The 23603-nt window shown below is 43.0% G+C and carries 19 protein-coding genes and 2 pseudogenes; 20 read left to right on the top strand and 1 reads right to left on the bottom strand.

The annotated features are described in order from the left end of the window. Positions 1–52 precede the first annotated feature (52 nt). Positions 53–211 carry a hemin uptake protein HemP gene (gene hemP, locus H9653_RS00465; protein WP_227672156.1) on the bottom strand — a complete coding sequence of 53 codons (159 nt, stop codon included), beginning with the start codon at positions 209–211 and terminating at the stop codon, positions 53–55. Positions 212–417: 206 nt separating this feature from the next. Here hemP and H9653_RS00460 point away from each other — a divergent pair, with 206 nt between their 5' ends. From H9653_RS00460 to H9653_RS00370, 20 genes and pseudogenes are all read left to right on the top strand, one after another. After that, positions 418–1557, top strand: a complete 1140-nt coding sequence (locus H9653_RS00460) for an NUDIX domain-containing protein (protein WP_191689680.1) — start codon at positions 418–420, stop codon at positions 1555–1557. Positions 1558–2118: 561 nt separating this feature from the next. After that, the gene (locus H9653_RS00455) at positions 2119–3402 is read left to right on the top strand and encodes a lipocalin family protein (protein WP_191689677.1); all 1284 of its coding nucleotides are present in this window, start codon (positions 2119–2121) and stop codon (positions 3400–3402) included. A gap of 378 nt (positions 3403–3780) precedes the next feature. Next, positions 3781–5226: a glyceraldehyde-3-phosphate dehydrogenase gene (locus tag H9653_RS00450; RefSeq protein ID WP_191689675.1), complete on the top strand. Its 1446-nt coding sequence runs from the start codon at positions 3781–3783 to the stop codon at positions 5224–5226. 321 nt (positions 5227–5547) lie between these two features. Further along, positions 5548–6750, top strand: a complete 1203-nt coding sequence (gene cgtA / locus H9653_RS00445; protein WP_068404524.1) for an Obg family GTPase CgtA — start codon at positions 5548–5550, stop codon at positions 6748–6750. A gap of 109 nt (positions 6751–6859) precedes the next feature. After that, on the top strand, positions 6860–8032 hold the full coding sequence (proB, locus tag H9653_RS00440) for a glutamate 5-kinase (protein ID WP_068404522.1): 1173 nt from the start codon (positions 6860–6862) through the stop codon (positions 8030–8032). A gap of 209 nt (positions 8033–8241) precedes the next feature. After that, a complete protein-coding gene (gene hemE, locus H9653_RS00435) occupies positions 8242–9378 on the top strand; it encodes a uroporphyrinogen decarboxylase (protein ID WP_068404521.1) in 1137 nt (378 codons plus the stop codon). A 150-nt stretch (positions 9379–9528) separates the two neighbouring features. After that, positions 9529–10596 carry an N-acetyl-gamma-glutamyl-phosphate reductase gene (gene argC / locus H9653_RS00430; RefSeq protein WP_102077197.1) on the top strand — a complete coding sequence of 356 codons (1068 nt, stop codon included), beginning with the start codon at positions 9529–9531 and terminating at the stop codon, positions 10594–10596. A 103-nt stretch (positions 10597–10699) separates the two neighbouring features. Beyond that, positions 10700–11599: a hypothetical protein gene (locus H9653_RS00425; RefSeq protein WP_068404518.1), complete on the top strand. Its 900-nt coding sequence runs from the start codon at positions 10700–10702 to the stop codon at positions 11597–11599. 157 nt (positions 11600–11756) lie between these two features. Further along, on the top strand, positions 11757–12164 hold the full coding sequence (locus H9653_RS00420) for an ATP-dependent Clp protease adaptor ClpS (RefSeq protein WP_191689673.1): 408 nt from the start codon (positions 11757–11759) through the stop codon (positions 12162–12164). Between the two features lie 691 nt (positions 12165–12855). After that, positions 12856–12981 (top strand): annotated as a pseudogene (locus H9653_RS12675) (Clp protease N-terminal domain-containing protein); the annotation flags it as partial. Positions 12982–13377: 396 nt separating this feature from the next. Continuing rightward, positions 13378–15429: pseudogene (locus tag H9653_RS00415) on the top strand (AAA family ATPase); the annotation flags it as partial. A 135-nt stretch (positions 15430–15564) separates the two neighbouring features. Next, the gene (locus H9653_RS00410; protein WP_068404512.1) at positions 15565–16302 is read left to right on the top strand and encodes a uracil-DNA glycosylase; all 738 of its coding nucleotides are present in this window, start codon (positions 15565–15567) and stop codon (positions 16300–16302) included. Next, positions 16303–16854, top strand: coding sequence for a tRNA adenosine(34) deaminase TadA (gene tadA / locus H9653_RS00405; protein ID WP_082894267.1), 552 nt, complete (start codon positions 16303–16305; stop codon positions 16852–16854). 179 nt (positions 16855–17033) lie between these two features. Then, positions 17034–17789, top strand: coding sequence for a (d)CMP kinase (gene cmk, locus H9653_RS00400; RefSeq protein ID WP_191689669.1), 756 nt, complete (start codon positions 17034–17036; stop codon positions 17787–17789). Between the two features lie 235 nt (positions 17790–18024). Further along, on the top strand, positions 18025–19713 hold the full coding sequence (rpsA, locus tag H9653_RS00395; RefSeq protein ID WP_068404509.1) for a 30S ribosomal protein S1: 1689 nt from the start codon (positions 18025–18027) through the stop codon (positions 19711–19713). Positions 19714–19966: 253 nt separating this feature from the next. After that, the gene (locus H9653_RS00390) at positions 19967–20272 is read left to right on the top strand and encodes an integration host factor subunit beta (protein ID WP_068404507.1); all 306 of its coding nucleotides are present in this window, start codon (positions 19967–19969) and stop codon (positions 20270–20272) included. 73 nt (positions 20273–20345) lie between these two features. Beyond that, positions 20346–20756, top strand: a complete 411-nt coding sequence (locus H9653_RS00385; protein WP_068404506.1) for a lipopolysaccharide assembly protein LapA domain-containing protein — start codon at positions 20346–20348, stop codon at positions 20754–20756. A gap of 86 nt (positions 20757–20842) precedes the next feature. Further along, positions 20843–21541, top strand: a complete 699-nt coding sequence (pyrF, locus tag H9653_RS00380) for an orotidine-5'-phosphate decarboxylase (protein ID WP_068404504.1) — start codon at positions 20843–20845, stop codon at positions 21539–21541. A gap of 164 nt (positions 21542–21705) precedes the next feature. Continuing rightward, positions 21706–22503, top strand: a complete 798-nt coding sequence (locus tag H9653_RS00375; RefSeq protein WP_191689667.1) for a metallophosphoesterase — start codon at positions 21706–21708, stop codon at positions 22501–22503. A 106-nt stretch (positions 22504–22609) separates the two neighbouring features. Further along, entirely contained in the window at positions 22610–23452 is an 843-nt protein-coding gene (locus tag H9653_RS00370) for a histidine phosphatase family protein (RefSeq protein ID WP_068404500.1), read from the top strand. The last annotated feature ends 151 nt before the right edge of the window (positions 23453–23603 follow it).

Raw genomic sequence — 23603 nt, 5'->3', positions numbered from 1 at the left:
AATAAAAAACGCCTTTATCAAAAGGCGTTTTTTTATGCGGTGAGCAGTTGATTTATTTGGTCAAAATTAAGCGGTTATTGCGCGTTAAGCGTAAGCGATATTCTTCGCCTTCGTGCTCGATACGCACTTCTTTGGTTAGCGCAAATAGGTGCTGTGATTGCAGCGTAGGCAAGCGGTTTTCGCGGCAGTTTAAATAACGAGAGATGACCATGCTCATAGTAAATTCCTTTTGATAAAATAATTAAAGATAAGGCAGTGGGGTAAAGTAAGTTATTAACGATAATAATTATCATTTACATTGAAAGCTTTTGCAAGCTATTTGATAAAATAAATCACAGTTATTATGTAAACTTATATAAAGCAGCATTTACAAACGCTATAAGTCAAAACAATCGTACCATTATAAAGGGCAATAGAATGCGCAGTCATGTAGAGGATTCAAGCAAAAATTTGTTCGCTAAAAATGAGGCAAGTGCCCATAAACCGCTAAAAATCGTCAATGTTGCGGTGGCGGTCATTTATTATCAGCATCAGTATTTGCTCGGTTTTAGAAATGCATCGCAGCATCAAGGTAATCGTTATGAGTTTGTAGGCGGCAAGATAGATACTAATGAAACCATTCAACAAGCGCTGATACGCGAAGTCGCTGAAGAAATAGGTATTGATATCGCAAATAATACTGCAGTGAAACTCGGTCGGCTGCATCATGATTATGGCGATAAGCAGGTATGTTTGCAGGTTTACAAGGTAGCACTAAGTGCGCAGCAGTATGAACAGCATAAACATTGCCAGCAGGGATTGGAGGGTCAAGCATTAACTTGGGTAGATAAATCGAAGTTAATGGCAGGAGATTATCAACTGCCAGCCGCTAATAAAACCGTTCTTGCATGGTTGCGCTTACCACAACAGATAGCAATTACTTATCCATTGGCACACTTTAACGACGCGGCTGATCCAGCAGCAGCTTGGCTACAATTTCATGCAGCGCATTTGGCGCATGATGCTTGGGTTTATGTCCGTCCAAAAGCCATGGATGCAGATAATAATATAGCGCAGCTATTACGCTTGCGTGCAGATATACAGGCGATTGTACCAGCTGAATTTGAAAGCGACCAAGCACATAAGCAAGCTATAAACCACCAAATCGTCGCAAAGCAGTTAACCCAAACACAACTTATACGCGGCTTAAGCGATATTGATAACGCTGTTTATCAGAATAACCATATACCGTACGACGTTCTATCTACAAACCATTTATTAAACTATCCATTAATCATTAGCTGCCACGACGCCGAAAGTGTCGCTGCCGCTAATAAGTTGGCGCATAGACGTTTAGAGCAACAATTACCACCCGTTATCGGTATTTTTATATCACCAGTTTTAGCAACCCAAACCCATCCTGATGTCGAGCCACTTGGCTGGCAAGCGTGGTCGATATTAGCAGAATTAGCCGATATACCAGTGATTGGCTTAGGTGGTTTATCGCCAGCAATGAGGGCTCAAGCAGAGCAGTATGGCGGCATTGCTGTTGCTGGTATCCGACGATTTTTGCGGTAATTTTTAACATGGTATTTATATTATTTTTGCGTATATTCGCAGCCAATAATTAACCAAAATATGAAAGGTAAATCAAAAACTGAAAGCAAATGTAAGGCCATATAAGAGTGAGGTTTAATGGGGGCAAACCACTGATTTTAAATCTATTTTTACACAAGGTAACCATGTATTGCTTGTATGGCATAAATACAGAATTACTTACAAACCGTTGCGTTTTCCTACATTGCTACACTGTTTTGCTTAGCCCTTTGCCATTACTATAAACCTGCAAATTACTAAAGGGCGCAAAATCAGTTTGTTAAGGGCGATTCATCTAGCAACTTTTTATCCAATCACTTGCTATTTAACCAATTGCTATCCAACCACTTCTTATCTATCGTGATTTTATTCATCACAGCGCCACTGAAAGGTATAGTAAACATAAGTAATCCAGTATTTAATTTTCACTCATCTGTCTTTTGTATTTGAAGTGATTGTTGAGCATTATTTATACTGAGTTAATCGCTATAAAATTTGATAAATGAAAAATTTTAACTAACACTATTAATAAATGGTACTCCTATGAAAACCAATAAGTTACCTAAGTCAGCATGGCCTGATTCGCAGGCAGCTGGTTCTCAATCACAGCAGACTAAATCAAGTCAGCATTATCTTGATAAAAACTATTTAAAAAAAGGTTATCGCAAGACAGATAATACGTCACAATCGAGTGATGCCAGCAATGACGCTAACTATCACAATGATAGCGCGAACGATATGCCAGTAGACGATGTCGCCCTAAAGGCACCAGCAACAGATAATGAATTCGTCTATAAAAAGATTGGACAAAACGCGCCTAAAGCCGCAAAGTCTGTATTGATTGATAGCAGTGATCACGATCAAAATAACTATAATACAAGTTTTAAAAGCACTCAAGATTTGCAAAGCCGCAGTTTTCAAGATGGCGGTGGATACAAAAAAGCGCCTGCTTATAAGAAAGTGCAAAAAACTACTGATATCAATACTACCGATATCAATATTGATGCTGCTGTAGACATCTCAGCGAAAAGCTTAAATGGCAATACTAAATCCAATAAGTCTATTACTGCTGAAGCTGTCGATGCAGATGACGGCAATGAAGATATGGGTTTACCAACAATACCAGAGCGTATATTTATGAATGGACTTATCAAGCATACAGGTATTGCTCTAGCAATTATTATCCCATTGGCTGCGTTCTCAGCCTATGCAGCGACGCCGCCCGTCAATACCGCGGCTAAAGCTACTGTGACCGCTAATGTAACGACGGATAAAACCAGCACAGAAACCTTATCCATTAAGCCAAATGCAATTATCCATAAATCTGCTAGCGTTCCAACTACAGTTGATAGCGTTGATCTCAAAAAATACGCTGGTACTTGGTACGAGATAGGGCGCTTGCCGATGTATTTTCAGCGCAACTGTGCCAGTGATGTGACTGCGACGTATGTTGAAAAAACTGACGGTTCAGGCATTAAGGTGATTAATCAATGCAAAGCGCAAGATGGTTCAGCCATTACCGCAGAAGGTCTAGCTAAACCCGCTGATGCTTCGGGTAGTAAATTAAAGGTTACTTTTTTGCCGTCATGGATTCGCTGGGTGCCTGTTGGCCGCGCCGATTATTGGGTACTGGCGCGTGACGCAGATTACAAAACGGCATTGGTTGGCACGCCAGATAAAGAATATTTATGGTTACTGGCTCGTTCGCCGAATGTTAGCCAAGAGACCTATGCAAAATATCGCCAAATTGCCCAAAAGCAGGGCTACGATTTAAAAGAATTTAAACTTACCCCGCAGACCAATCAGACGGTAAAGTTGGTTCCTTAAGTTTTTCATAACCATACATGGCATAACCATATAAGTATTTTATAATTATCATATTTTTGTTTGATTTATCGATAATTGACAATAGAGCAGCAATGCAAGCTGCCTTTAGTTTTATGCAGTAACTTATAAAGCGCTAAAAAACGCGATAAGTACGTCAAATTCGGTTATCACTAGCAAAATAGGGCGTTTTAGGCTAAAATCTACCTTATCTAAAGACGGTGACGATAAAGACTGTGACGCTAGTTAGTGATAGTTACTATTGCCAATCACTACCGCCAAAGTCGAGCATGACTGTTTTAATATCGTTATTTAAACAATGATGACCTATCTATTTATATTTCTTCCTACTTTTCTGCTACCTAATTACTGACCATAAGGATGTTTCTCGTGAGCAACGCTGATACCTTACGCCAATTACATCAAGACCATTTGAGCAATTATAACCAACAAGAGCAACAAGCCATCGAGCTTATGGGCTTATTAAATAAGCTTTATAATGAGCAAGATGTGCAAGTGACATTGTTTGGTGATACGCTAGATACAACCTCTGTGGGTCAAATACTGGCATTGCATCAAAAAGTCGCGCTACGTGATAAAGGTGCTAAACCTATCGCTGTCGCGGATACTTTAACGATGGTTAAAACGCTTGCAGAGAATAAAGACATCCAAGCGGCGCGTATCGATGTTGGTCAATTGATTGCTAATGACAGTGATTTACAAGCGGTATTAGAGTCTATTAACAATGACAATGCAGCTAGCAATGGCGCAACGGACGTGGTGCTATATGGTTTTGGCCGTATTGGTCGTATCTTAACGCGTCTTTTATTGTCACAAGCGTCAAGCGCTAAAGGCTTACAGCTAAAAGCCATTGTGGTGCGTCCAGCAGCAGCGGGCGATCTGGCTAAGCGCGCTTCATTGCTTGAGCGCGATTCAATCCATGGTAGCTTCGCTGGTGGCGTCGTTGTCGATGATGAAAACAATGGTTTGATCATCAATGGCCGCTTTGTACAAGTTATTTATGCCAAAGACCCAAGCGAGATTGACTATACGGCTTATGGTATCAACGATGCATTGGTCATCGATAATACTGGTATTTGGAAAGATGAAGACGGTCTTGGCAAGCATTTACAATCGACTGGTGTGAAAAAAGTATTATTAACAGCACCAGCTGGTGGTGATATTAAAAACGTCGTTTATGGCGTCAATAACGATACGGTCGGCGATGACACTATCGTCAGTGCAGCGAGCTGTACCACCAACGCGATTACCCCAACGCTCAAAGTCTTAAATGATGAATACGGTATCGAAAACGGTCACGTAGAAACTATTCACTCGTTCACCAACGATCAAAACTTAATTGATAATTATCATAAAGCTGATCGCCGTGGCCGCAGCGCGGTATTGAATATGGTTATCACCAGTACTGGCGCGGCAAAAGCGGTCGGTAAAGCCCTACCAGAGCTTAGCGGTAAATTGACGGGTAATGCGATTCGTGTACCAACGCCAAACGTCAGCTTAGCGATTTTGAACTTAAACCTTAAAACGGCGCCAGCCAGTGCCGAGGCGTTAAATGAGTTCATGCGTAAAGTGTCTAATAGCAGTCAGTGGCAAACTCAGATTGCTTATACAGATTCTACCGAAGCGGTATCAACTGATTTTGTTGGTGATACGCATGTCGGTATCGTCGATGCGCAAGCGACGATTTTGACAGACAATCATGCTATCGTTTATATTTGGTACGATAACGAAGTTGGCTATAGCACGCAGGTGTTACGTTTGGCCACGCAAATGGCTGGCATCAGCTATGCGCAAATTCCAGCGTAAAAATTTGCACAGCTGCTATCTTAGCCGTTTGTATTTAGATAAAATGCTAAGGCAAAATAGCGGGACGAAAGTAAGTTTTATCCTAGATAAATCGGTGTAAATTATTAACGGCAGTATTCAAACACCCGATAGTCCGAATGGTTATCGGGTGTTGTTGTCATGCTAAATGCTAAGCGTGGTATGACATTTTAGTAAATGCCGTTTTAAAGAAGATTTTATATTTTTTTAAGTTATTCATAACTACCAAACATATAGCTACCATCTAAAATACAGTCGCTGACTGTAAGTTGATAAACGAGATGGTAAATAAAGGAACGAAAGATGCGATTTATTGATGAAGCCGTCGTAACGGTAAAAGCAGGTGACGGTGGTAACGGAATCGCCAGTTTTCGCCGAGAAAAGTATGTCCCACGTGGTGGCCCTGACGGTGGTGATGGCGGTAAGGGCGGCGATGTCTATGTCATTGCCGATGACAATACCAACACCTTAGTTGACTACCGTTATACCCGTCGTTATGACGCCATGCGTGGTGAAAACGGTCATAGTAAGAACTGTTCAGGTAAAGGCTCTGACGATATTTATTTGCCAGTTCCAATTGGTACGACCGTGGTTGATACCGAAACCGACGAAGTATTAGGCGATTTGATTGAAATTGGTCAAACGCTACTGATTGCCAAAGGCGGCGACGGCGGTCTGGGTAATACCCATTTTAAAAGCTCGACCAACCAAGCACCGCGCAAAGCCACTTCAGGTTTTGAAGGCGAATTAAAGGTGCTGAAGTTTGAGCTAAAAGTAGTCGCTGACGTTGGTCTGATTGGTTTACCTAACGCGGGTAAATCAACCTTTATCCGTCAGGTATCTGCCGCCAAACCTAAGGTTGCCGATTATCCCTTTACCACCTTAGTGCCAAACTTAGGCGTGGTTGATATCGGTCGTCACCGCTCATTTGTGATGGCAGATATTCCGGGTTTAATCGAAGGCGCGTCAGAAGGCGCAGGACTTGGCATTCGTTTTTTAAAGCATGTCGCTCGTACACGCCGTCTGTTACACTTGGTTGATGTAAAACCGATCGATGGCAGCGACCCAGTAGAAAACGCGCGCGTGATTTTAAATGAGCTTGAGCGTTTTTCACCTGAATTGGCCAATTTGCCACAGATTTTGGTGCTAAATAAAATTGATCAGGTTGCCGAAGAAGACTTAAACGAGCTTTGTACCCATATTGTGGCTGAGCTTGGTTGGACAGGTATGGTATTTCGTACCGCAACCTTGACCGGTGAAGGCGTTGATGCGATTAAGTACCATTTGATGAATGAGATCGAGCGCGAGCGTGAGCGTGAACTCGAAGATCCGATTTTTGCTGAAGCCCAAAAAGAGCGTTTTGAGCGCTTAGAAGCAGAAGTTCGTTTGAATACCGAAGCGCAGCGTGAAGCCTATCGTGCGGCTCGTAAAGCAGCGCGTGAAGGTACCAATTTAGACGACGATGACGATTTCGACGATGGCGTCGAAGTGGTATACGTTCCTTAATATATCTAAGGTTAAATTGGCAAAAGTTAATGTTTCGTTTTTTAAATAGGTGTGCGTACAGTTCTAATATTATTCACGTAATTCATTTACCCTAGCAACAGGAGTTTATATGGCAGTTGACATAGAGAACACGACAGAAGAAGCAAGGTTTGTTAAGCAAGCTCGCAACTTTGATATTCGGCGCGTTATTGTCAAGATTGGCTCATCGCTATTAACCAATAATGGACGAGGGCTTGATCGAACTGCCATTTACGAATGGGCAAAGCAGATTGCCAAACTGCATAAGCAAGGTGTGGAAGTATTGCTAGTGTCGTCAGGTGCGGTTGCTGAAGGCGTGGTGCGGATGAATCTGGACGAGCGCCCAAGGAAACTGGCGGCGCTACAAGCTTGTGCGTCCATCGGACAGATGGGCTTGATTGAAACCTGGTGGTCAGCATTGATTCAGCATGGTATTCAAAGCTCGCAGCTATTATTAACTCATGATGATTTGTCTAATCGTAGTCGCTATTTAAATACCACGGGAGCATTGACGCAGTTATTAGAATGGCGTGTGCTGCCCGTAATCAATGAAAACGATACCATTACCATTGATGAGATTAAATTCGGCGATAATGACACCTTAGGCGCGATGGCGGCGGCGATGGTCAATGCCGATTTATACATTATTTTGACCGATCAAGAAGGCGTTTTTACTGATAATCCGCGTAACAATCCGAATGCCAAAATGATTCGTCAAGAGCGCGCGATGGCCGATTACTTATTTGATATCGCTGGCGATGGCGGTAAACTTGGTCGCGGTGGTATGCTGACTAAAATCCGTGCTGGACGCTTAGCTGCCATGGGCGGCTGTCCAACGGTTATTGTCAGTGGCGCTATCGACGATGTGATTACGCGTGTGGTTTCTGGCGAAGCGGTCGGTACGTTATTGACTACTAATGATGCCGATAAAATCATTGCTCGTAAACAGTGGCTAGCGGCGCATTTGCGCATGTCAGGCACGCTCATTGTAGACGCTGGGGCTGCAAAAGCGGTTGTCGAACATCACAAGAGCTTATTGCCAGTTGGCGTCGTCGAGGTTCGCGGTGATTTTGATGAAGGTGATGTGGTAGAGATTGTCAATCAAGACACGGGCGAGCGTATCGCTGTTGGTCAAGTGAACTTCTCATCGCGTGACGCTTGCCGCGTGGCTCGCGAGCGTACAGAGCAGTTTGATAGAATCCTTGGTAACAAGGAAGAGCGTGTGGTCATGGTACATCGCGACAATTTAGCGTTAACCGTGTAGTTATACCCCTTTAATCGGTAGGTGTTCTCAAAGCTTAATAGTAAATGGTATTTAATATAAAGAAGCTGATATCAAATCATTATGAAGCTTTTTAGGATTAAATGCCGCTATCTATGCGTTATAAGCGTTTATTAATCTTTTCTTTCACTTATTTTATCTTGCCCTGTTATTTATTTTATTGAATATAGGGCTGTTTTGGAGAGTTGTACATGAGTGCTTCAGACAGTAACCATGCGCTTGAGCAGAACTTTGCGCCTTTAAAAAACGATAGATTGCTACGAGCACTCCGCTTTGAGCCCATAGATACCACGCCCGTATGGATGATGCGCCAAGCCGGCCGTTATTTACCAGAATATAAAGCCACCCGTGCCGAAGCCGGTGATTTTATGAGCCTATGTAAAGATACGGCGCGTGCGACCGAAGTCACTTTGCAGCCGCTGCGCCGTTATGACTTGGACGCCGCAATTTTATTTAGTGATATTTTGACCATTCCTGATGCCATGGGGCTAGGACTGTATTTTGAAACGGGCGAGGGTCCGAAGTTTAAGCATCCGATTCGTACGCAAGCGGATTTAGACAGATTGCCGGTACTCGATATGAATGACTCGCTTGATTATGTCATGCGCGCGGTGACGAGCATTCGTAAAGCACTAAACGGACAAGTGCCGTTATTCGGCTTTTCGGGTAGCCCTTGGACGCTAGCGACTTATATGATTGAAGGCGGCAGCTCAAAAGATTATCGCTATACCAAGGGTTTCTTATATAGCAATCCGGAGTTTTTACATCAATTATTAGATAAATTGGCAACGTCAGTGATTGATTATTTGGATGCGCAAGTGGTTGCTGGCGCACAAATTTTGCAGATATTTGATAGCTGGGGCGGGGCGCTTGGTCATCGTCAGTTTGTGAATTTCTCGCATGCCTATAATAAGCGTATTGTCGCTGAGCTAAAGGTACGTCATCCAGAAATCCCAGTCGTACTATTTACCAAAGGCGGTGGATTGTGGCTCGATGTGCAAGCGGATAGTGAGGCCGATGCGCTAGGTTTAGACTGGACAATGCCTATTGATCGCGCCCGTCAAGTATTGACAGAAAGTCAGCGCCAATTGACCAAGCAACATAAAAAACTACAAAGTAGCAAAGCCATTCAGGGTAATTTAGACCCCGCAACCTTGTACGGCTCGCCTGCAACTATCCGTGCTGAAGTCAACGCGATGCTCGATAGCGCTTACGCCAGTGGCGAAAAAACCGGCTATGTGGCAAACTTAGGTCACGGTATTACCCAGTGGGTCAATCCTGATAATGCCAAAGTCTTTATCGATGCGGTACATGATTATAAAATTTAAGTTATAAAATTTAATATCGTTAATTATTAAAAAATGAACGTTTAAAAGCGCTAGTAATAGCGCTTATATTTAGAAGCAACAAGGTTTAACTTTGATGTAGAGCTTATCTCTATCTAAATATTTACGCATTAAAAGAAAAAGGAATATCTTATGATTTCAGCAGCGATTGTCGGCGGCACAGGCTATACAGGTATTGAGCTGATTCGCTTATTATCTGCCCATCCTGAAGTGTCTATTGATTTGCTAACCTCACGTAGCGAAGCTGGCACCCGCGCTGATGAGATATTCCCAAGCTTACGCGGTATCTCCGATATAGTTTTTAGCGATTTAGGTGATGAGACGCTAGCGACCTTGCAAAAATGCGATGTGGTATTCTTTGCGACCCCACATGGCGTGGCAATGAAGCAAGCAGAGGCATTAACGGCAGCGGGTGTAAAGGTCATTGATTTGGCCGCCGATTTTCGCTTGCAGTCATTAGCAGATTTTGAGCATTGGTATCAGCAAGCGCATGCCTGTCCTGAATTGTTAAAGACCGCCGTTTATGGCTTACCTGAAATCAATCGAGAAAAATTGGCCAATGCGTTAGTTGTCGGTAACCCTGGCTGCTATCCAACCACCGCTATTTTGGGCTTAAAACCTATTATCGATGCGCAAAATCAGCAAGCCGAAAGGCTGGTTGAGTCACGTATCGTTATCGATGCAAAATCTGGCGTTTCGGGCGCGGGTCGGCAAGCGAAGCTTGCGCTTAACTATGCGGAAACCACCGATAATTTCAAAGCTTATAGCGTTGAAGGTCATCGGCATTTACCAGAGATTGAGCAGGGCGTTGCTCAATTGTTAGAGAGCCAGTTTGACCATCGTATCCGTTTTTTACCGCATCTGGTACCAATGATACGCGGCATGCTGAGCTCTATTCATTTAGAGCTTACCGAAGCAGGCACTGCTATCGATTGGCAGCAAGTATTTGAGACAAGCTATGCGGCAGAGCCGTTTGTCGATGTGATGCCAAAGGGGCTTTATCCTGATACACGCAGCGTGCGAGCCAGTAATCGTTTGCGTATTGGTATTCACCAAGACAATGCGCGTGCTGAGCTGACGGTGATTGTCGTGCAAGACAATTTGGTGAAAGGTGCTGCTGGGCAGGCCGTACAAAATATGAATGTGATGTTTGGTTTCGATGAATCGATGGGCTTAGACTTTGCCCCTATCGTTCCTTAACAGATGTCTAGCTATTAACAAATCCCTCATATTTATGGTGCTAGGTATTGATTATAAATTCCGCTATAATAACCTGCCTTTACTGTTAAGAGATATCGTCTAAATGCGTTTGAAGAGTGCACCACGCCTTTGCCAACAGCCTGCACGAGTATCGTGCCAAGACTCTGTTTCCTATGATATGGGGCACGATGCGCATCTCTCTTATTCTCATTACCAACAGAGTCATGCGCTGATAAATAGCCCTATTATTAGCAACTCGCTTATTAGTAATAAGCAACGAGGCGCTTCTACCTTAGTATTGGCATTATTCGTAGTGACGGTATTGGTGACCGCTGGAGTTGGACTCGCATTTGGTCATAAACTTGGCTATCAGCGCGGCTATTATTCGATGCAGGCAGAAACTCAGCAAGCGGTGATTACCAGTAAAGAAGCCACGCAAGAGCTGAAAGATTTACGCCTTAGCAGCAAAATTGCCACTAATGAAGCGGCAACCGCTAAGCAAGAGTTAGAAATAAGTTTGGCAAATTTAAAAGAGCTACGTGAAAATCAACAGGAATTGACGGTTGAAAATAAACAATTAGCCCAACTTAATGAGATATATGCTGAGCTTGTTAGTGAAAATGGCGGTATGCCTTTACAAATACTTGGGGCGAAAATCAAACCTTTGCCTGAAAACGCTTTTGAGTACGGCTTTGATGTGGCAATGCTTGCCAGCGACGGCAAAGCTAAGCGCTTAAAACCTACTTTAACCTTGTTGAATGATAATAACTTTGTAGAAGTGCCGCTTGAGCCGGCAAGTTATACTATCGATGGCATAACGCGAATCCGCGGCCGCTTTATGATGCCAACAGGCTTTAAACCTTTGCAAGTGAAATTAAGCTTAAGCGCAGGCGGACAAGAATTGGAGCAATTATACGACTGGAAGCTTGGTGATAAGGTTGATAGCATGCCGTTGTCACTTTTAGATTTGCCAGAAGTTGATGAAAGCCCCATTGAACCTTAAGTTTTTGATATTTTATTGAACTTTATTTTATTGAATTTTAGATTTTTAATGTATTAATACTTTCTTGTCATATGCTAAGTGATAGCTAGACAGGTCTGCTACTCTTTTTAATCCTCTTTATGCTGTTACAGCATCGCTATTAATTTGTACGCTAATTATGATAAAACAACCGATATTACATTCAACGCCAACCGTTGCCGATTGGCATTTCCCAAATACGCCGCTGCGTCTAGCGCAAGATGGTGATACCGAGGGCGAAACTTCACCGCAAGCCGATGTATTGGTCGCTGAGCCAGAAGTAGCAAAACCGCCGATGTATGCAGTGGTCATGTATAACGATAACTACACGCCGATGGAGTTTGTCGTCTATGTGCTGCAATCAGAGTTTCGTCATAGTATGGATACAGCAGTTGAAATTATGCTGACCATTCACAATAGCAACAAGGGTATTGCAGGCATTTATCCAAAAGACATCGCTGAAACCAAAGCCAAAAAAGTCAATAGCTTGGCGCACCGTGAAGGTTATCCTTTATTGACTCAAATCGAGCCGCATCAGGGTGAATAATTTTTTAGCCTATTTTGTCTTAAGTTTTCTCTAATTTCGGTTGATTTTACTCACTTCTCTATTTCTTACCTTTTTATTTCTTACCTTTTTATTTCTTACCTTTTTATTTATTATAAGAACTCTGCCGTAGAGCAAACCTGATGTATTAGCCAATGGTTTGCTCTAATCTATTTGTCTACTTGATTCCTGCCTTTTTAAATTTATTGTCACTCCTTTAATTCTCTTTTATTAATCTTCCTAGCTTTGCATTTTCTGCTTGATTTTTTTTTCATATCACCCATATATTAAAGTATACCCTTGTACACTTAATCGTATTAAACCCCACATTTTTTCATATCGTTTTAGCACCTTTTATCTCTGTTAAATTCAACCGTTACTTTCGAAAACTTACGCTCGAAGTGTTTTTTGCCTATTTGTCGCTTTAATACTGCACAATAAATACTGCGCAATAAAGGTCTAGTGGACACTTCGATACATTTTAGTCAGCGTTAAAAGATTGACTATGGTTAAGTATCATGTTGAGATAAAGGTAAGACGCAAATAGTATTCAAGCCATGGAAGACATCATTCAGTAATGTCTGTTAATAAACTCAACATTGCCCTTGAACAATCCATCTATCGCCCTGATTTAGTTACTAACTCATTCATAAAGCTATCAATAATAAGATAGGTACAACCGTAGGAAGTCCTTATGTTAAGTCGTCATCTTGAAGTTTCTTTGCGTTTAGCAATGACACTTGCGCGCCAAAAATCGCATGAGTATCTCACTGTTGAACATCTCCTATTGGCGTTATTGGAAAATACCAATGCTGCCAATACGTTGACTGCTTGCAATGCCAATGTCTCAACGTTGCGTAGTGAGCTAGAAGCTTATATCAATAAGCATACGCCAACCGTGGACGCAGATTCTGAACAATCACCACAACCCACCCAGAGCTTTGACCGCATTTTGCAGCGTGCTATTTTCCACGTGCAGTCTATTGGTGGCGGGCGTTTAGTTGAAGGTTCTGATATTTTGGTATCGATGTTTTCAGAGCATGATACTTATGCCGTTTATTTGCTTAAAAAGCAGGGCATCAGCCGCCTTGAGCTGACCCAGTATTTATCACATGGTCAAGACAAAGACGAGCCATCTGAGCCACGTGCTTCAATGACTGGTGAGCGCCGTAGTGCGTCAGAAAAAACCAGTAAAGATCCTTTGGTTGAATTTGCAACCAACTTAAACCAGCGCGCTGCTGAAGGTAAAACTGACCCACTAATCGGTCGTGGTCCTGAGATTGAGCGCGCCGCTCAAGTATTATGCCGTCGCCGTAAAAATAACCCACTATTGGTCGGTGAGCCAGGCGTTGGTAAAACCTCTATTGCTGAAGGGTTGGCGTGGCTGATTATCAATGATAAAGCACCAAAACCTTTAAATGGCTGCGTGATTTATAGTCTAGATATTGGCTCATTAATCGCTGGTACTAAGTACCGCGGCGATTTTGAAAAACGGATGAAATCACTACTTGATGCGTTAAAGAAAAAACCCAATGCGATTTTGTTTATCGATGAGATTCATATGATTATTGGCGCAGGCTCGTCAATGAGTAGCAATATGGACGTCTCAAACTTAATCAAACCAGCGCTTGCCAATGGTGAGCTGCGCTGTATTGGTTCAACAACCTTTACTGAATATCGTCAGGTGTTTGAAAAAGACCATGCCTTGTCACGTCGTTTTCAAAAAATTGATGTTAAAGAGCCAAGTGTCGATGACAGTATCGATATTTTACGTGGGTTGAAACCGCGTTATGAAGAGTTTCATAACGTCGAATATACCGACGAAGCCTTGGTAACTGCTGTGCAATTATCGGCGAAACACATTCACGAGCGCTTTTTACCCGATAAAGCCATCGATGTTATTGATGAAGCCGGTGCTTATAAGCGTTTAGGTATCGTCGCGGATCTAGACGATATTGACGCTGAAGAAAGCTTTATTGCCAATTTAGAACAAGACTTTGATGCGCAAATCGATGCCGATGAAGAAGGTCTTGGGGGTGATGCTGACGATGACAGCTTTGATACAACAAGCACTTCCAATGAAATGCAAGAGGAAGCAGATACGGCAAAAGCCAATGATCGTGCGAGCGGGTCTAAAAAATCTAAAGGCAAACGCGCACCGATAAAAATCGATGTTGCTGATATCGAAGCCATCATTGCTAAGCTTGCGCGTATTCCGCCCAAATCCGTATCAAGTGATGATAAGAGCATTCTTGAGCATTTAGATCGTGATCTTAAACACTTAGTATTTGGTCAAGATGAAGCGATTGAAACCTTGGCAGATGCCATTAAACTGTCGCGTGCCGGTCTAAAAGCACCAGACAAACCAATTGGCTCATTTATGTTTGCTGGTCCAACCGGGGTTGGTAAAACAGAAGTATCACGTCAACTGGCTAATTTGTTAGGTGTAGAGCTGGTCCGCTTTGATATGTCAGAGTACATGGAAGCGCATACGGCGTCACGTTTGATTGGTGCGCCTCCCGGTTATGTTGGTTATGACCAAGGCGGTTTGCTGACTGAAAAAATCAATCAGCATCCACATTGCGTGTTGTTACTTGATGAAATCGAAAAAGCACACCCTGATGTCTTTAACTTGTTATTACAAGTGATGGACCACGGTACGTTGACTGATAACAACGGCCGCGTGGCTATCTTTAAGCAAGTGATCGTCATTATGACCACTAACGTCGGCGCTGAAAGTATCAGCCGCTCTTCGATGGGCTTTACTCAGCAAGATCACAGCCGCGACAATACCGAAGCACTCAAACGCGTCTTTACCCCTGAATTCCGTAACCGTTTGGATGCGATTATTCAGTTCAACGCGTTAGATACGTCGGTCGTCGTCTCTGTGGTCGATAAGTTCTTGGTTGAGCTACAAGTACAGCTCGATGACAAGCAAGTGACGCTCGAGATTGACGATGAAGTCCGTGATTACTTGGCGGAGAAAGGCTATGATCGCCTCATGGGTGCGCGTCCTATGCAGCGCCTTATTCAAGACGAGATCAAAAAGCCACTCGCGAGTATGATTTTGTTTGGCGACTTGGTAAACGGTGGGGTAGTCCATCTAAGCTTAGAACCAAAAGAAGCCAATGAGCAAGACGGTGATACGGTTAAGCTTGATAAAACTAGCGGTAAATCTTCGGATAAAGGTTCAGCCGACAGTCGTATTATCTTAACGGTCGTTGAAACCCATGAGCCGCATCCAGATTCTGAGTCACTAGCTAGCTAAGTTTTTGCTATTGATATAATAACAACGGTTACGGTGTTATAAAAACGGTTACAATGGTAGCCGTTTTTTTATTGCTATAATTTATTGAATAATCGTATTTCTTATCCTCCTATAAAAAATAAAAAAGGACCTATCATGGAATTGTTTGATGAAAAATCTACGAAAACCGAGGCCCAAAAACAAGCGATTTTGGACAATGTGCGCTTACCGGACGACTGGAAACAAGCCTTAGCAGAAGAATTGACCTCTGATAATATGGATAACTTGCGCGCTTTTTTAAAAGAAGCTTATCAATCAGATGATAGTATTTATCCGCCAGCGCCCTTAATGTTTAATGCGTTAAATCTAACGCCATTATCACAGGTGAAGGTGGTGATACTGGGTCAAGACCCTTATCATGGTCCAGGGCAAGCGATGGGTTTATCGTTTTCAGTACCAAAAGCCATACCAAAACCGCCGTCTTTAAATAATGTGCTAAAAGAGATGGCGAGTGACATCGGAATCGCTCCTTCAAAACATGGCGATCTGACTTATTGGGCGCAGCAAGGCGTGTTGTTATTAAACAGCTCGCTTACGGTACAAGAAGGCACGCCAAACAGCCATCAAAATAAAGGTTGGGAGCAGTTTACCGACGCCGTGATTGACGTGGTCAATGAACAAACAGAGCATACGGTATTTATATTGTGGGGCAGTAAAGCGCAGAAAAAAGGCAAATATATCAATACCGATAAACATTTGATTCTGACCGCTGTACATCCATCGCCGTTGGCTGCCAACCGCGGCGGGTTTTTTGGTTCTAAGCCGTTTTCTAAGACCAATGATTATCTAATACAACATGGCCAAAAACCGATTGACTGGCAATTGCCACAGTAAATGAAAAATATACAGAATATAAGCTTGCAGCCATTTCAGGCAATTAACTACCAACTTGCTACAGATGAACTTTGGGCAGTCGAAGATATCAACTGGATGCAACAAGCGCTTAATCTTGCTAAGCAAGGCGCTGCACGTGAAGAAGTGCCCGTAGGAGCAATACTGGTACACAATCAGCAGATTATAGGTCAAGGTTTTAATGAGCCGATTGGACGCCATGACGCAACCGCGCATGCAGAGATTATCGCGTTAAGGGATGCCTGCACGCGTTTAAACAACTATCGCTTGCCGCTTCAGACAACGTTATATGTGACTTTAGAGCCGTGTACTATGTGTATTGGCGCGCTGATTCATGCTCGCGTCGATAGACTTATCTATGCAGCAAGCGAGCCGAGGGCTGGTATGGTTGGTAGTCAAATGAACTTGGCTGCCGAGTCTTTTTATAATCATCGTATTCAAGTGTATAAAGGTCTGTGCCGTGAGCATAGCAGTCAAATGCTAAAGGCTTTTTTTCGTGAACGTCGGCAAGCGTCCAAACGAAAAAAAAGATAAAAAAACCGTTCAAATGATTAACAAGATATTAGTCTCACTGCTAGTGATAGGGAGTTATGTTTGCTATACTATCGCCCTATTTGCTTACGAATCTGTCTATTACCGTGCAAGCGTTTGATAGCGCAGGGAAATTCTTTGTTTACCACGATGTCAGCTCTGCCGACGATTAAGTGAGTGTTATGTCTGCTTTTATACCTAATACTAATGACAATAGTGAGACGCCGTCATTGCGCTATCCGGTTATCTGTATTGATGGTCCAAGTGGGGCAGGTAAAGGCACGGTTACGTGGCGCTTAGCGCAAACTTTGGGCTATCAGCTGCTTGATTCAGGGGCGTTATATCGCATCGTTGGTTTAAAAGCGTTTGAAGCAGGTCTGATTACAGCAGATGCCAACCAAGCGATTGATGAGACTGCGTTATTAGAATTGACCCAAAGCTTACAGATCGTTTTTGAGCCTAATAGCGATTCAGGGCGCGTGGATATTATTGTCAATGGCGCTAAGATTGGTGAGCAAGTACGCAATGAAACCGTTGGCGGTTATGCTTCACAAGTTGCAGTTTATCCAAAGGTGCGCCAAGCATTGCTTAAATTGCAGCAAGATATGGCAACCCAATCAGGATTGGTTGCGGATGGTCGCGACATGGGCACGGTAGTTTTCCCCGATGCCGATGTAAAGGTCTATCTGACCGCAAGCGCTACCGCTCGTGCAGAGCGCCGCGTGGTACAGCTATTAAAAGCTGGGCAGGCGGCCGACTTTGACGCGATTCTGGCAACGATTAAAGCGCGAGATGAGCGTGATGAAAACCGAGCAACGGCACCGTCAAAACCGGCTGAAGATGCACTGGTTTTAGATAGCTCAAACCTAGACGCTGACGCGGTTTATGAGTTGGTAAAAAAACATTGTCAAGATAAGGGTGTTTGTTTTAATCGTTAATAAAAACAACATTTTAAGTACTAAAAGGTTTCCTATGGCTTCCGTTTTAGTATAAAATTGTATAAATATAAGTAAGACAGTCGTTGCTAGTGAGTTCGCTAAAAAATCGCTTATTAGCAACAACCGTTTTTTTATATGACTGCATAAGATATAAAACCAGTATTCTCGTTTTATACAGTCATACATTTGATCCGTACTGTGCTGGACAGGATACGGCTATACAAAGGTAGACATAATGGAATCATTTGCTGAACTATTTGAAGCGAGCATCGAAGAAACAGGTCTTGATATCGAGCGTGGCTCGGTTATTACTGGTACTGTTGTAGCCATCGATAGCGATTGGATCACAGTAGATACTGGTCTTAAATCTGAAGGTATCGTCGCTCGTGAAGAGTTTTTAAGCGAAGAAGGCGAACTTGAAGTTGAAGTTGGCGACACAGTCGACGTCGTGGTTGAAGCGGTTGATAACGGTATGGGTCAAACCTTACTGTCACGCGAAAAAGCCAAACGCGTTGAGACTTGGAATTTCCTTGAGAAAATCTCTGATAACGATGAGATCGTTAAAGGTATTATTTCTAGCAAAGTAAAAGGCGGCTTTACCGTTGATATCGGTTCAGTTCGCGCGTTCCTACCAGGTTCATTGGTAGACGTCCGTCCGATTCGTGATACCACGCATCTAGAAGGCAAAGAGCTAGAATTTAAAGTTATCAAACTTGATCAAAAACGTAACAACGTCGTGGTAAGTCGCCGCGCTGTTATGGAAGCTGAAAACTCAGCTGAGCGTGAAGAGCTATTGAACAAGCTTGAAGAAGGTATCGAGATCGAAGGTATCGTTAAGAACCTAACTGATTACGGTGCATTCGTTGATCTTGGTGGTATTGATGGTCTACTACACATCACTGACATGGCGTGGCGCCGTATCAAGCATCCATCTGAGGTGGTTGAAGTTGGTCAAGATCTAAAAGTTAAAGTATTGAAGTTTGATCGTGAGCGCAATCGCGTAAGCTTAGGTCTAAAACAACTTGGTACAGATCCTTGGGATAACGTTGGCGGCACATACCCAGTGGGTAGCGTTGTTAAAGCTCGCGTAACTAACTTGACTGACTATGGTTGTTTTGCTGAAATCTCTGAAGGCATTGAAGGTCTAGTCCACGTATCAGAGATGGATCACACCAATAAAAACATCCACCCATCAAAAGTTGTGCAAGTGGGTGACGAAGTTGAAGTGATGATCCTTGATATCGATGAAGAACGTCGTCGTATCAGCTTAGGTATCAAACAAACTCTTGCTAACCCATGGGATGAGTTTGATAAGAAACATGAGCGCGGTGATAAAATCACTGGTACGATTAAATCTATCACTGATTTCGGTATCTTTATTGGTCTAGACGGTGGTATCGATGGTCTTGTTCATCTATCTGATATCTCTTGGAACGAAACTGGCGAAGAAGCTATCCGTAACTACAACAAAGGCGACACCGTTGAAGCAATGGTATTGTCTGTAGATTCAGAAGCCAACCGTATCAGCTTAGGCATCAAACAATTAAGCTCTGATCCATTCAACGAATACCTAGTCAACAATGACCGCGGTGCTATCGTTAATGGTAAAGTAAAAGAAGTAGACGCGAAAGGTGCGACTATCGAACTTGCTGACGAAGTAGAAGCTTATTTACGTGCTTCTGAGATTCAACGTGATCGCGTTGAAGATGCAACCAAGCATCTATCTGTTGGTGATGATGTTGAAGCGAAAATCATCAGTGTTGATCGCAAAACTCGTAACATCAACTTGTCAATCAAAGCCAAAGACGAAGCTGAAGAGCGTCAAGCGATTAAAGAATTGGGAAGCACTGGTACGACTGCTGCTGCCGGTTCTGATGCACAGCCAAAAACCATTGGTGACTTGATCAAAGAACAAATGCAGTAAGCGGTAGTTTGTTGATATAGTTATACTATAAAAAGAAAGCGACTCCGGTCGCTTTTTTTTGTGATTAAATTTGAGTATGGGGCAAGTTAGTAAGGTTTTATGGTAAAAAAGGAAACTCTTATTCCTATTTATGCCAATATCCGCTATCATTTGCAACATTGAGTAACGAGATGTGAAAGTTAAATTAAACAGACCTAAACGGTTCATTTACTTCATATCATCTTATCCATTAATCAATAAGGTCCATGTGATAATGCAGCAAGCAATTAACAAGTCCGAATTTATTAGTAATCTGAGTGCGAATTGTGACAACATGACAGACACTGTCGTCGATGATGCAGTACGCGAAATATTAAATTTGATGACCGATACCTTAGCCAATGACGGCCGAGTAGAGGTGCGTGGCTTTGGTAGTTTTTGTCTTCATCATCGCCGTGCCCGTATGGGGCGCAATCCTAAAACAGGCGAAAGCGTACCCGTACCTGCAAAAGCCATTCCACACTTTAAGCCGGGCAAAGCGCTACGTGAAGCTGTCAATGCCAAGGTAGCAAACGGTTAGGTAAGCAGAGCCGTCAGAATGTCGCGTTCTTTGTTAAACGGTTCATACGATTCAACATAAAAGGATATCTCTGATGCGTATTTTACTGCTGGTATTACTGTTTTTAAGCTTCGCTTATTCGCTCGGTTTGGTATTGGCCAATAATACCGAAGTTGGGGTGAATCTACTTTTCTCCCAAGCACCAACGATGAATTTGGGCTTATTACTGATTCTGTGCTTGATACTAGGCATTGTGATTGGCATGCTACTCGCGCTGCTTATCTTCCGTGTGCTACAAAATAAGTGGGAAATCTCACGGCTACAAAAGCTAAATGCCAATCTGCAAGAGCAGGTGACGCAGGCCAATATCGTCATTGACCGTCAGGCAAACGCACCATCAGTACAAGAAGCGGTTTACGGCGCGACAGCGACCAATGTACAAGACGGCAGCGTTATCGATGTAGACGATGGTGCTACTTTAACCAAGCAAAAGCGTGAGCATTGAGTGCTAACTAAGCATTCTTATATTGAGACGTTTATATAATAATTTAATAATAATCATTTAATAAACTGATAGAACGTGGCACAACTATGAATAACACCATCCATTCTCCAGTCGTCGTTGCACTGGATAATATGACTAAAGATGCCTCTTTAGCACTAGCTGACCAATTAGACCCAGCGTTATGTCGCTTAAAAGTAGGCAAAGAGCTGTTTACCCGCTGTGGTCCTGAAATTGTTAAAGCGCTACATCAGCGTGATTTTGACGTGTTTTTGGACTTGAAATTTCACGATATTCCTAATACCACGGCACAAGCGGTACTTGCAGCAGCCGAGCTTGGCGTATGGATGGTCAACGTGCATGCAAGTGCGGGCCTTGAGGCCATGTCATTAGCCAAGCAGCGCTTGTTGAACGGTAATTTTGAAACCCTGCTAATCGCCGTAACCGTGCTGACTTCTATGGACAATCAGGCACTGACGCAAACAGGTATCACCGACGGCCTAGATGCCCAAGTGAGCCGTTTGGCACAATTGACCAAGCAAGCAGGTCTTGATGGGGTAGTATGCTCAGCACAAGAAGCAAAAACACTTAAAGCATTATGTGGTGAAGATTTTAAATTGATTACTCCTGGCATTCGCTTGCCAGACGACAATGCTGATGATCAAAAACGTATCTGTACACCGAAGCAAGCGTTAGCAGATGGTTCTGATTACTTGGTGATTGGTCGCTCAATCACCCAAGCTGTTGATCCTTTGGCTAAATTACAATTGATATTGAACAGTCTTTAGCGCTATAGATCGACCGTATAATAAAAAAAGACAGCCTAATCCGCTGTCTTTTTTACTTTTTGCTCGTTAACGAAAAGCTGCTACACTGGTTAAATTCACGCTAATCGTAAGCTGAGGAAAAAGCTGACTTTTGCAAATAGTTTGATTGGATAATAGTAAAACCTATGAAATTACAGATTTTAAGTGACTTACATATTGATAGTTATGCGCGGCAGTCGTATCCACTAGGGCGCATCCCTAAAACGGACGCAGACGTGGTATTGGTAGCGGGAGATACTGCCAATAGCGATGATGGTATGCCATGGCTACAAGAGCAGGCAGCGCATTTGCAAGTACCTTTGATTACCATCGCGGGCAATCATGAATACTTCGGCGAAGATGTGCTGCATTTCGATAAAAAGCTTGCCACTTGGGATAATTATGATAGTGAATTAGAGCAGGGCGTGCGCTTTTTACAGTGTCAGTATATTGACATCGGTAAGGTAAGGATTCTAGGTTGTACGTTATGGACGGACTATCAATATCAAGCCGATGCCGATACGATGGCAGCGGCTAGGCGTTTTATGCGCGATTATAAGCAAATTTATGCGGGTGGCGAGCTGTTCTCTCCTGAAGTATCGATACAAATCCATACTGCACATCGTCAATGGCTACAGCAAGCGCTGATAACGGCGCAAGCATTGGGTAAAAAAACGGTGGTCATGAGTCATCATAGTATTAGCCCATTATCTGTGTCTGAGAAATTTGCCAACTTGCCGAGTAATGCCGCCTTTGTTAGTGATTTAACGAGCTGGATGCATGAGGACTGGGCACCTGTGCTATGGGTACATGGCCATACCCATGAAGCCTTTGATTATCAAATTAATAAAACGCGGGTGATAGTCAATCCGCGTGCTTATCCTAATGAGGTGAGCAGTACCGAATTGGCGTTCATCTGGAACAAAGTGGTGGATATTGGCTAAATCCTGTTAACCAAGCGCTTATATCGATATGTAGCGGAATAAGCTATAGTGCAACTGACCTTATATTTTGTTCATTCTCATCAATAAATCTGCTACGCTTACTATCATGAGTAAATTGCCTAATAATACCCCATCGGGACGATCGACACCGGCTGAAAAGCCTACGAACCTCAGGCCGAACGCACCTGCACCTTCTCACTTACCTGACAGTATGATGTCTTCGGTCGGTTTGTTGCCGGTAGATAAAAGACTGATTTTATTTACCAGACATTCTCTGCGCGAGCGCTCTGATGGTAATGGTTTTGCCAGTTATCAATTGCCGCTAACGCCAAAAGGTCGCGTGTTGGCAAAGTCTTGGGGGCGCTGGCTAGCAGAACATTTGCCGTATTCGCTCGATGTTGATAGTATCTCAAGTCCGATTGGTCGCTGTATTGATACCGCGCAGCTGATGCAAGAGGGTGCGGGACTACGACGTGATATTGCCCATCAATCGCTACTGGTTGAACCTGGCAGTCTGGTGACCGAACCTGAGATTGCCAACCCGATTTTTAAAGAAATTGGTGTGCTAAACTTTATCAATCGCTTCTTACAAGGCAATCTTGAAGGCACGAAAAATGCTTATCAAGGCGGACTTGATCTTTTATCGCTTTTTTATCAAAACCAGCCGCAACATGGGCATTTAATGCTCGCCGTCAGTCATGATACGTTACTATCAGCGTTTTTGGCAGTGATGCTAGACGTGGTTGAGATTGATTGGAATGATTGGCCAAAGATGATGGAAGGGGTGTTTTTGTGGTTTGATGATAAGCCTTTTGAGCAAGCCAATGCCTATTTCGTTTGGCGCGGGCAAGTATATATTCGTCCAATCAGCGATTTATTACAGGGCTACCGTGCCGCTGGTTTTCATCCAAGCAAATTACTATTGCCACCAGAAGTAAAATGGACATAGGCTTTATTTTTGGAGTATTTAATTAGCCTTATAATGTTTTTTAAATAGTAACGGTTACCTTTTAAATAGGCATAAAAAAACCTTGCCCCAGTATGAAAACCAGTAGCAAGGTTTTGGTCATCACACCATCAAGTGCGATGCGGTCTAAACG

It is taken from the genome of Psychrobacter communis (genome assembly GCF_014836505.1).
Lineage (GTDB): Bacteria > Pseudomonadota > Gammaproteobacteria > Pseudomonadales > Moraxellaceae > Psychrobacter > Psychrobacter faecalis.
This window is presented reverse-complemented; position numbering and strand designations above follow the sequence as displayed.

Excerpts from the sequence above, each read along its gene's own strand:
- cgtA (WP_068404524.1), top strand. The coding sequence starts at position 5,548 with ATGCGATTTATTGATGAAGCCGTCGTAACGGTAAAAGCAGGTGACGGT.
- H9653_RS00390 (WP_068404507.1), top strand. The coding sequence starts at position 19,967 with ATGCAGCAAGCAATTAACAAGTCCGAATTTATTAGTAATCTGAGTGCG.
- H9653_RS00410 (WP_068404512.1), top strand. The coding sequence starts at position 15,565 with ATGGAATTGTTTGATGAAAAATCTACGAAAACCGAGGCCCAAAAACAA.
- H9653_RS00375 (WP_191689667.1), top strand. The coding sequence starts at position 21,706 with ATGAAATTACAGATTTTAAGTGACTTACATATTGATAGTTATGCGCGG.
- H9653_RS00385 (WP_068404506.1), top strand. The coding sequence starts at position 20,346 with ATGCGTATTTTACTGCTGGTATTACTGTTTTTAAGCTTCGCTTATTCG.
- cmk (WP_191689669.1), top strand. The coding sequence starts at position 17,034 with ATGTCTGCTTTTATACCTAATACTAATGACAATAGTGAGACGCCGTCA.
- H9653_RS00455 (WP_191689677.1), top strand. The coding sequence starts at position 2,119 with ATGAAAACCAATAAGTTACCTAAGTCAGCATGGCCTGATTCGCAGGCA.
- hemE (WP_068404521.1), top strand. The coding sequence starts at position 8,242 with ATGAGTGCTTCAGACAGTAACCATGCGCTTGAGCAGAACTTTGCGCCT.
- argC (WP_102077197.1), top strand. The coding sequence starts at position 9,529 with ATGATTTCAGCAGCGATTGTCGGCGGCACAGGCTATACAGGTATTGAG.
- tadA (WP_082894267.1), top strand. The coding sequence starts at position 16,303 with ATGAAAAATATACAGAATATAAGCTTGCAGCCATTTCAGGCAATTAAC.
- proB (WP_068404522.1), top strand. The coding sequence starts at position 6,860 with ATGGCAGTTGACATAGAGAACACGACAGAAGAAGCAAGGTTTGTTAAG.
- H9653_RS00425 (WP_068404518.1), top strand. The coding sequence starts at position 10,700 with ATGCGTTTGAAGAGTGCACCACGCCTTTGCCAACAGCCTGCACGAGTA.
- H9653_RS00450 (WP_191689675.1), top strand. The coding sequence starts at position 3,781 with ATGTTTCTCGTGAGCAACGCTGATACCTTACGCCAATTACATCAAGAC.
- H9653_RS00370 (WP_068404500.1), top strand. The coding sequence starts at position 22,610 with ATGAGTAAATTGCCTAATAATACCCCATCGGGACGATCGACACCGGCT.
- H9653_RS00420 (WP_191689673.1), top strand. The coding sequence starts at position 11,757 with ATGATAAAACAACCGATATTACATTCAACGCCAACCGTTGCCGATTGG.
- H9653_RS00460 (WP_191689680.1), top strand. The coding sequence starts at position 418 with ATGCGCAGTCATGTAGAGGATTCAAGCAAAAATTTGTTCGCTAAAAAT.
- hemP (WP_227672156.1), bottom strand. The coding sequence starts at position 211 with ATGGTCATCTCTCGTTATTTAAACTGCCGCGAAAACCGCTTGCCTACG.
- rpsA (WP_068404509.1), top strand. The coding sequence starts at position 18,025 with ATGGAATCATTTGCTGAACTATTTGAAGCGAGCATCGAAGAAACAGGT.
- pyrF (WP_068404504.1), top strand. The coding sequence starts at position 20,843 with ATGAATAACACCATCCATTCTCCAGTCGTCGTTGCACTGGATAATATG.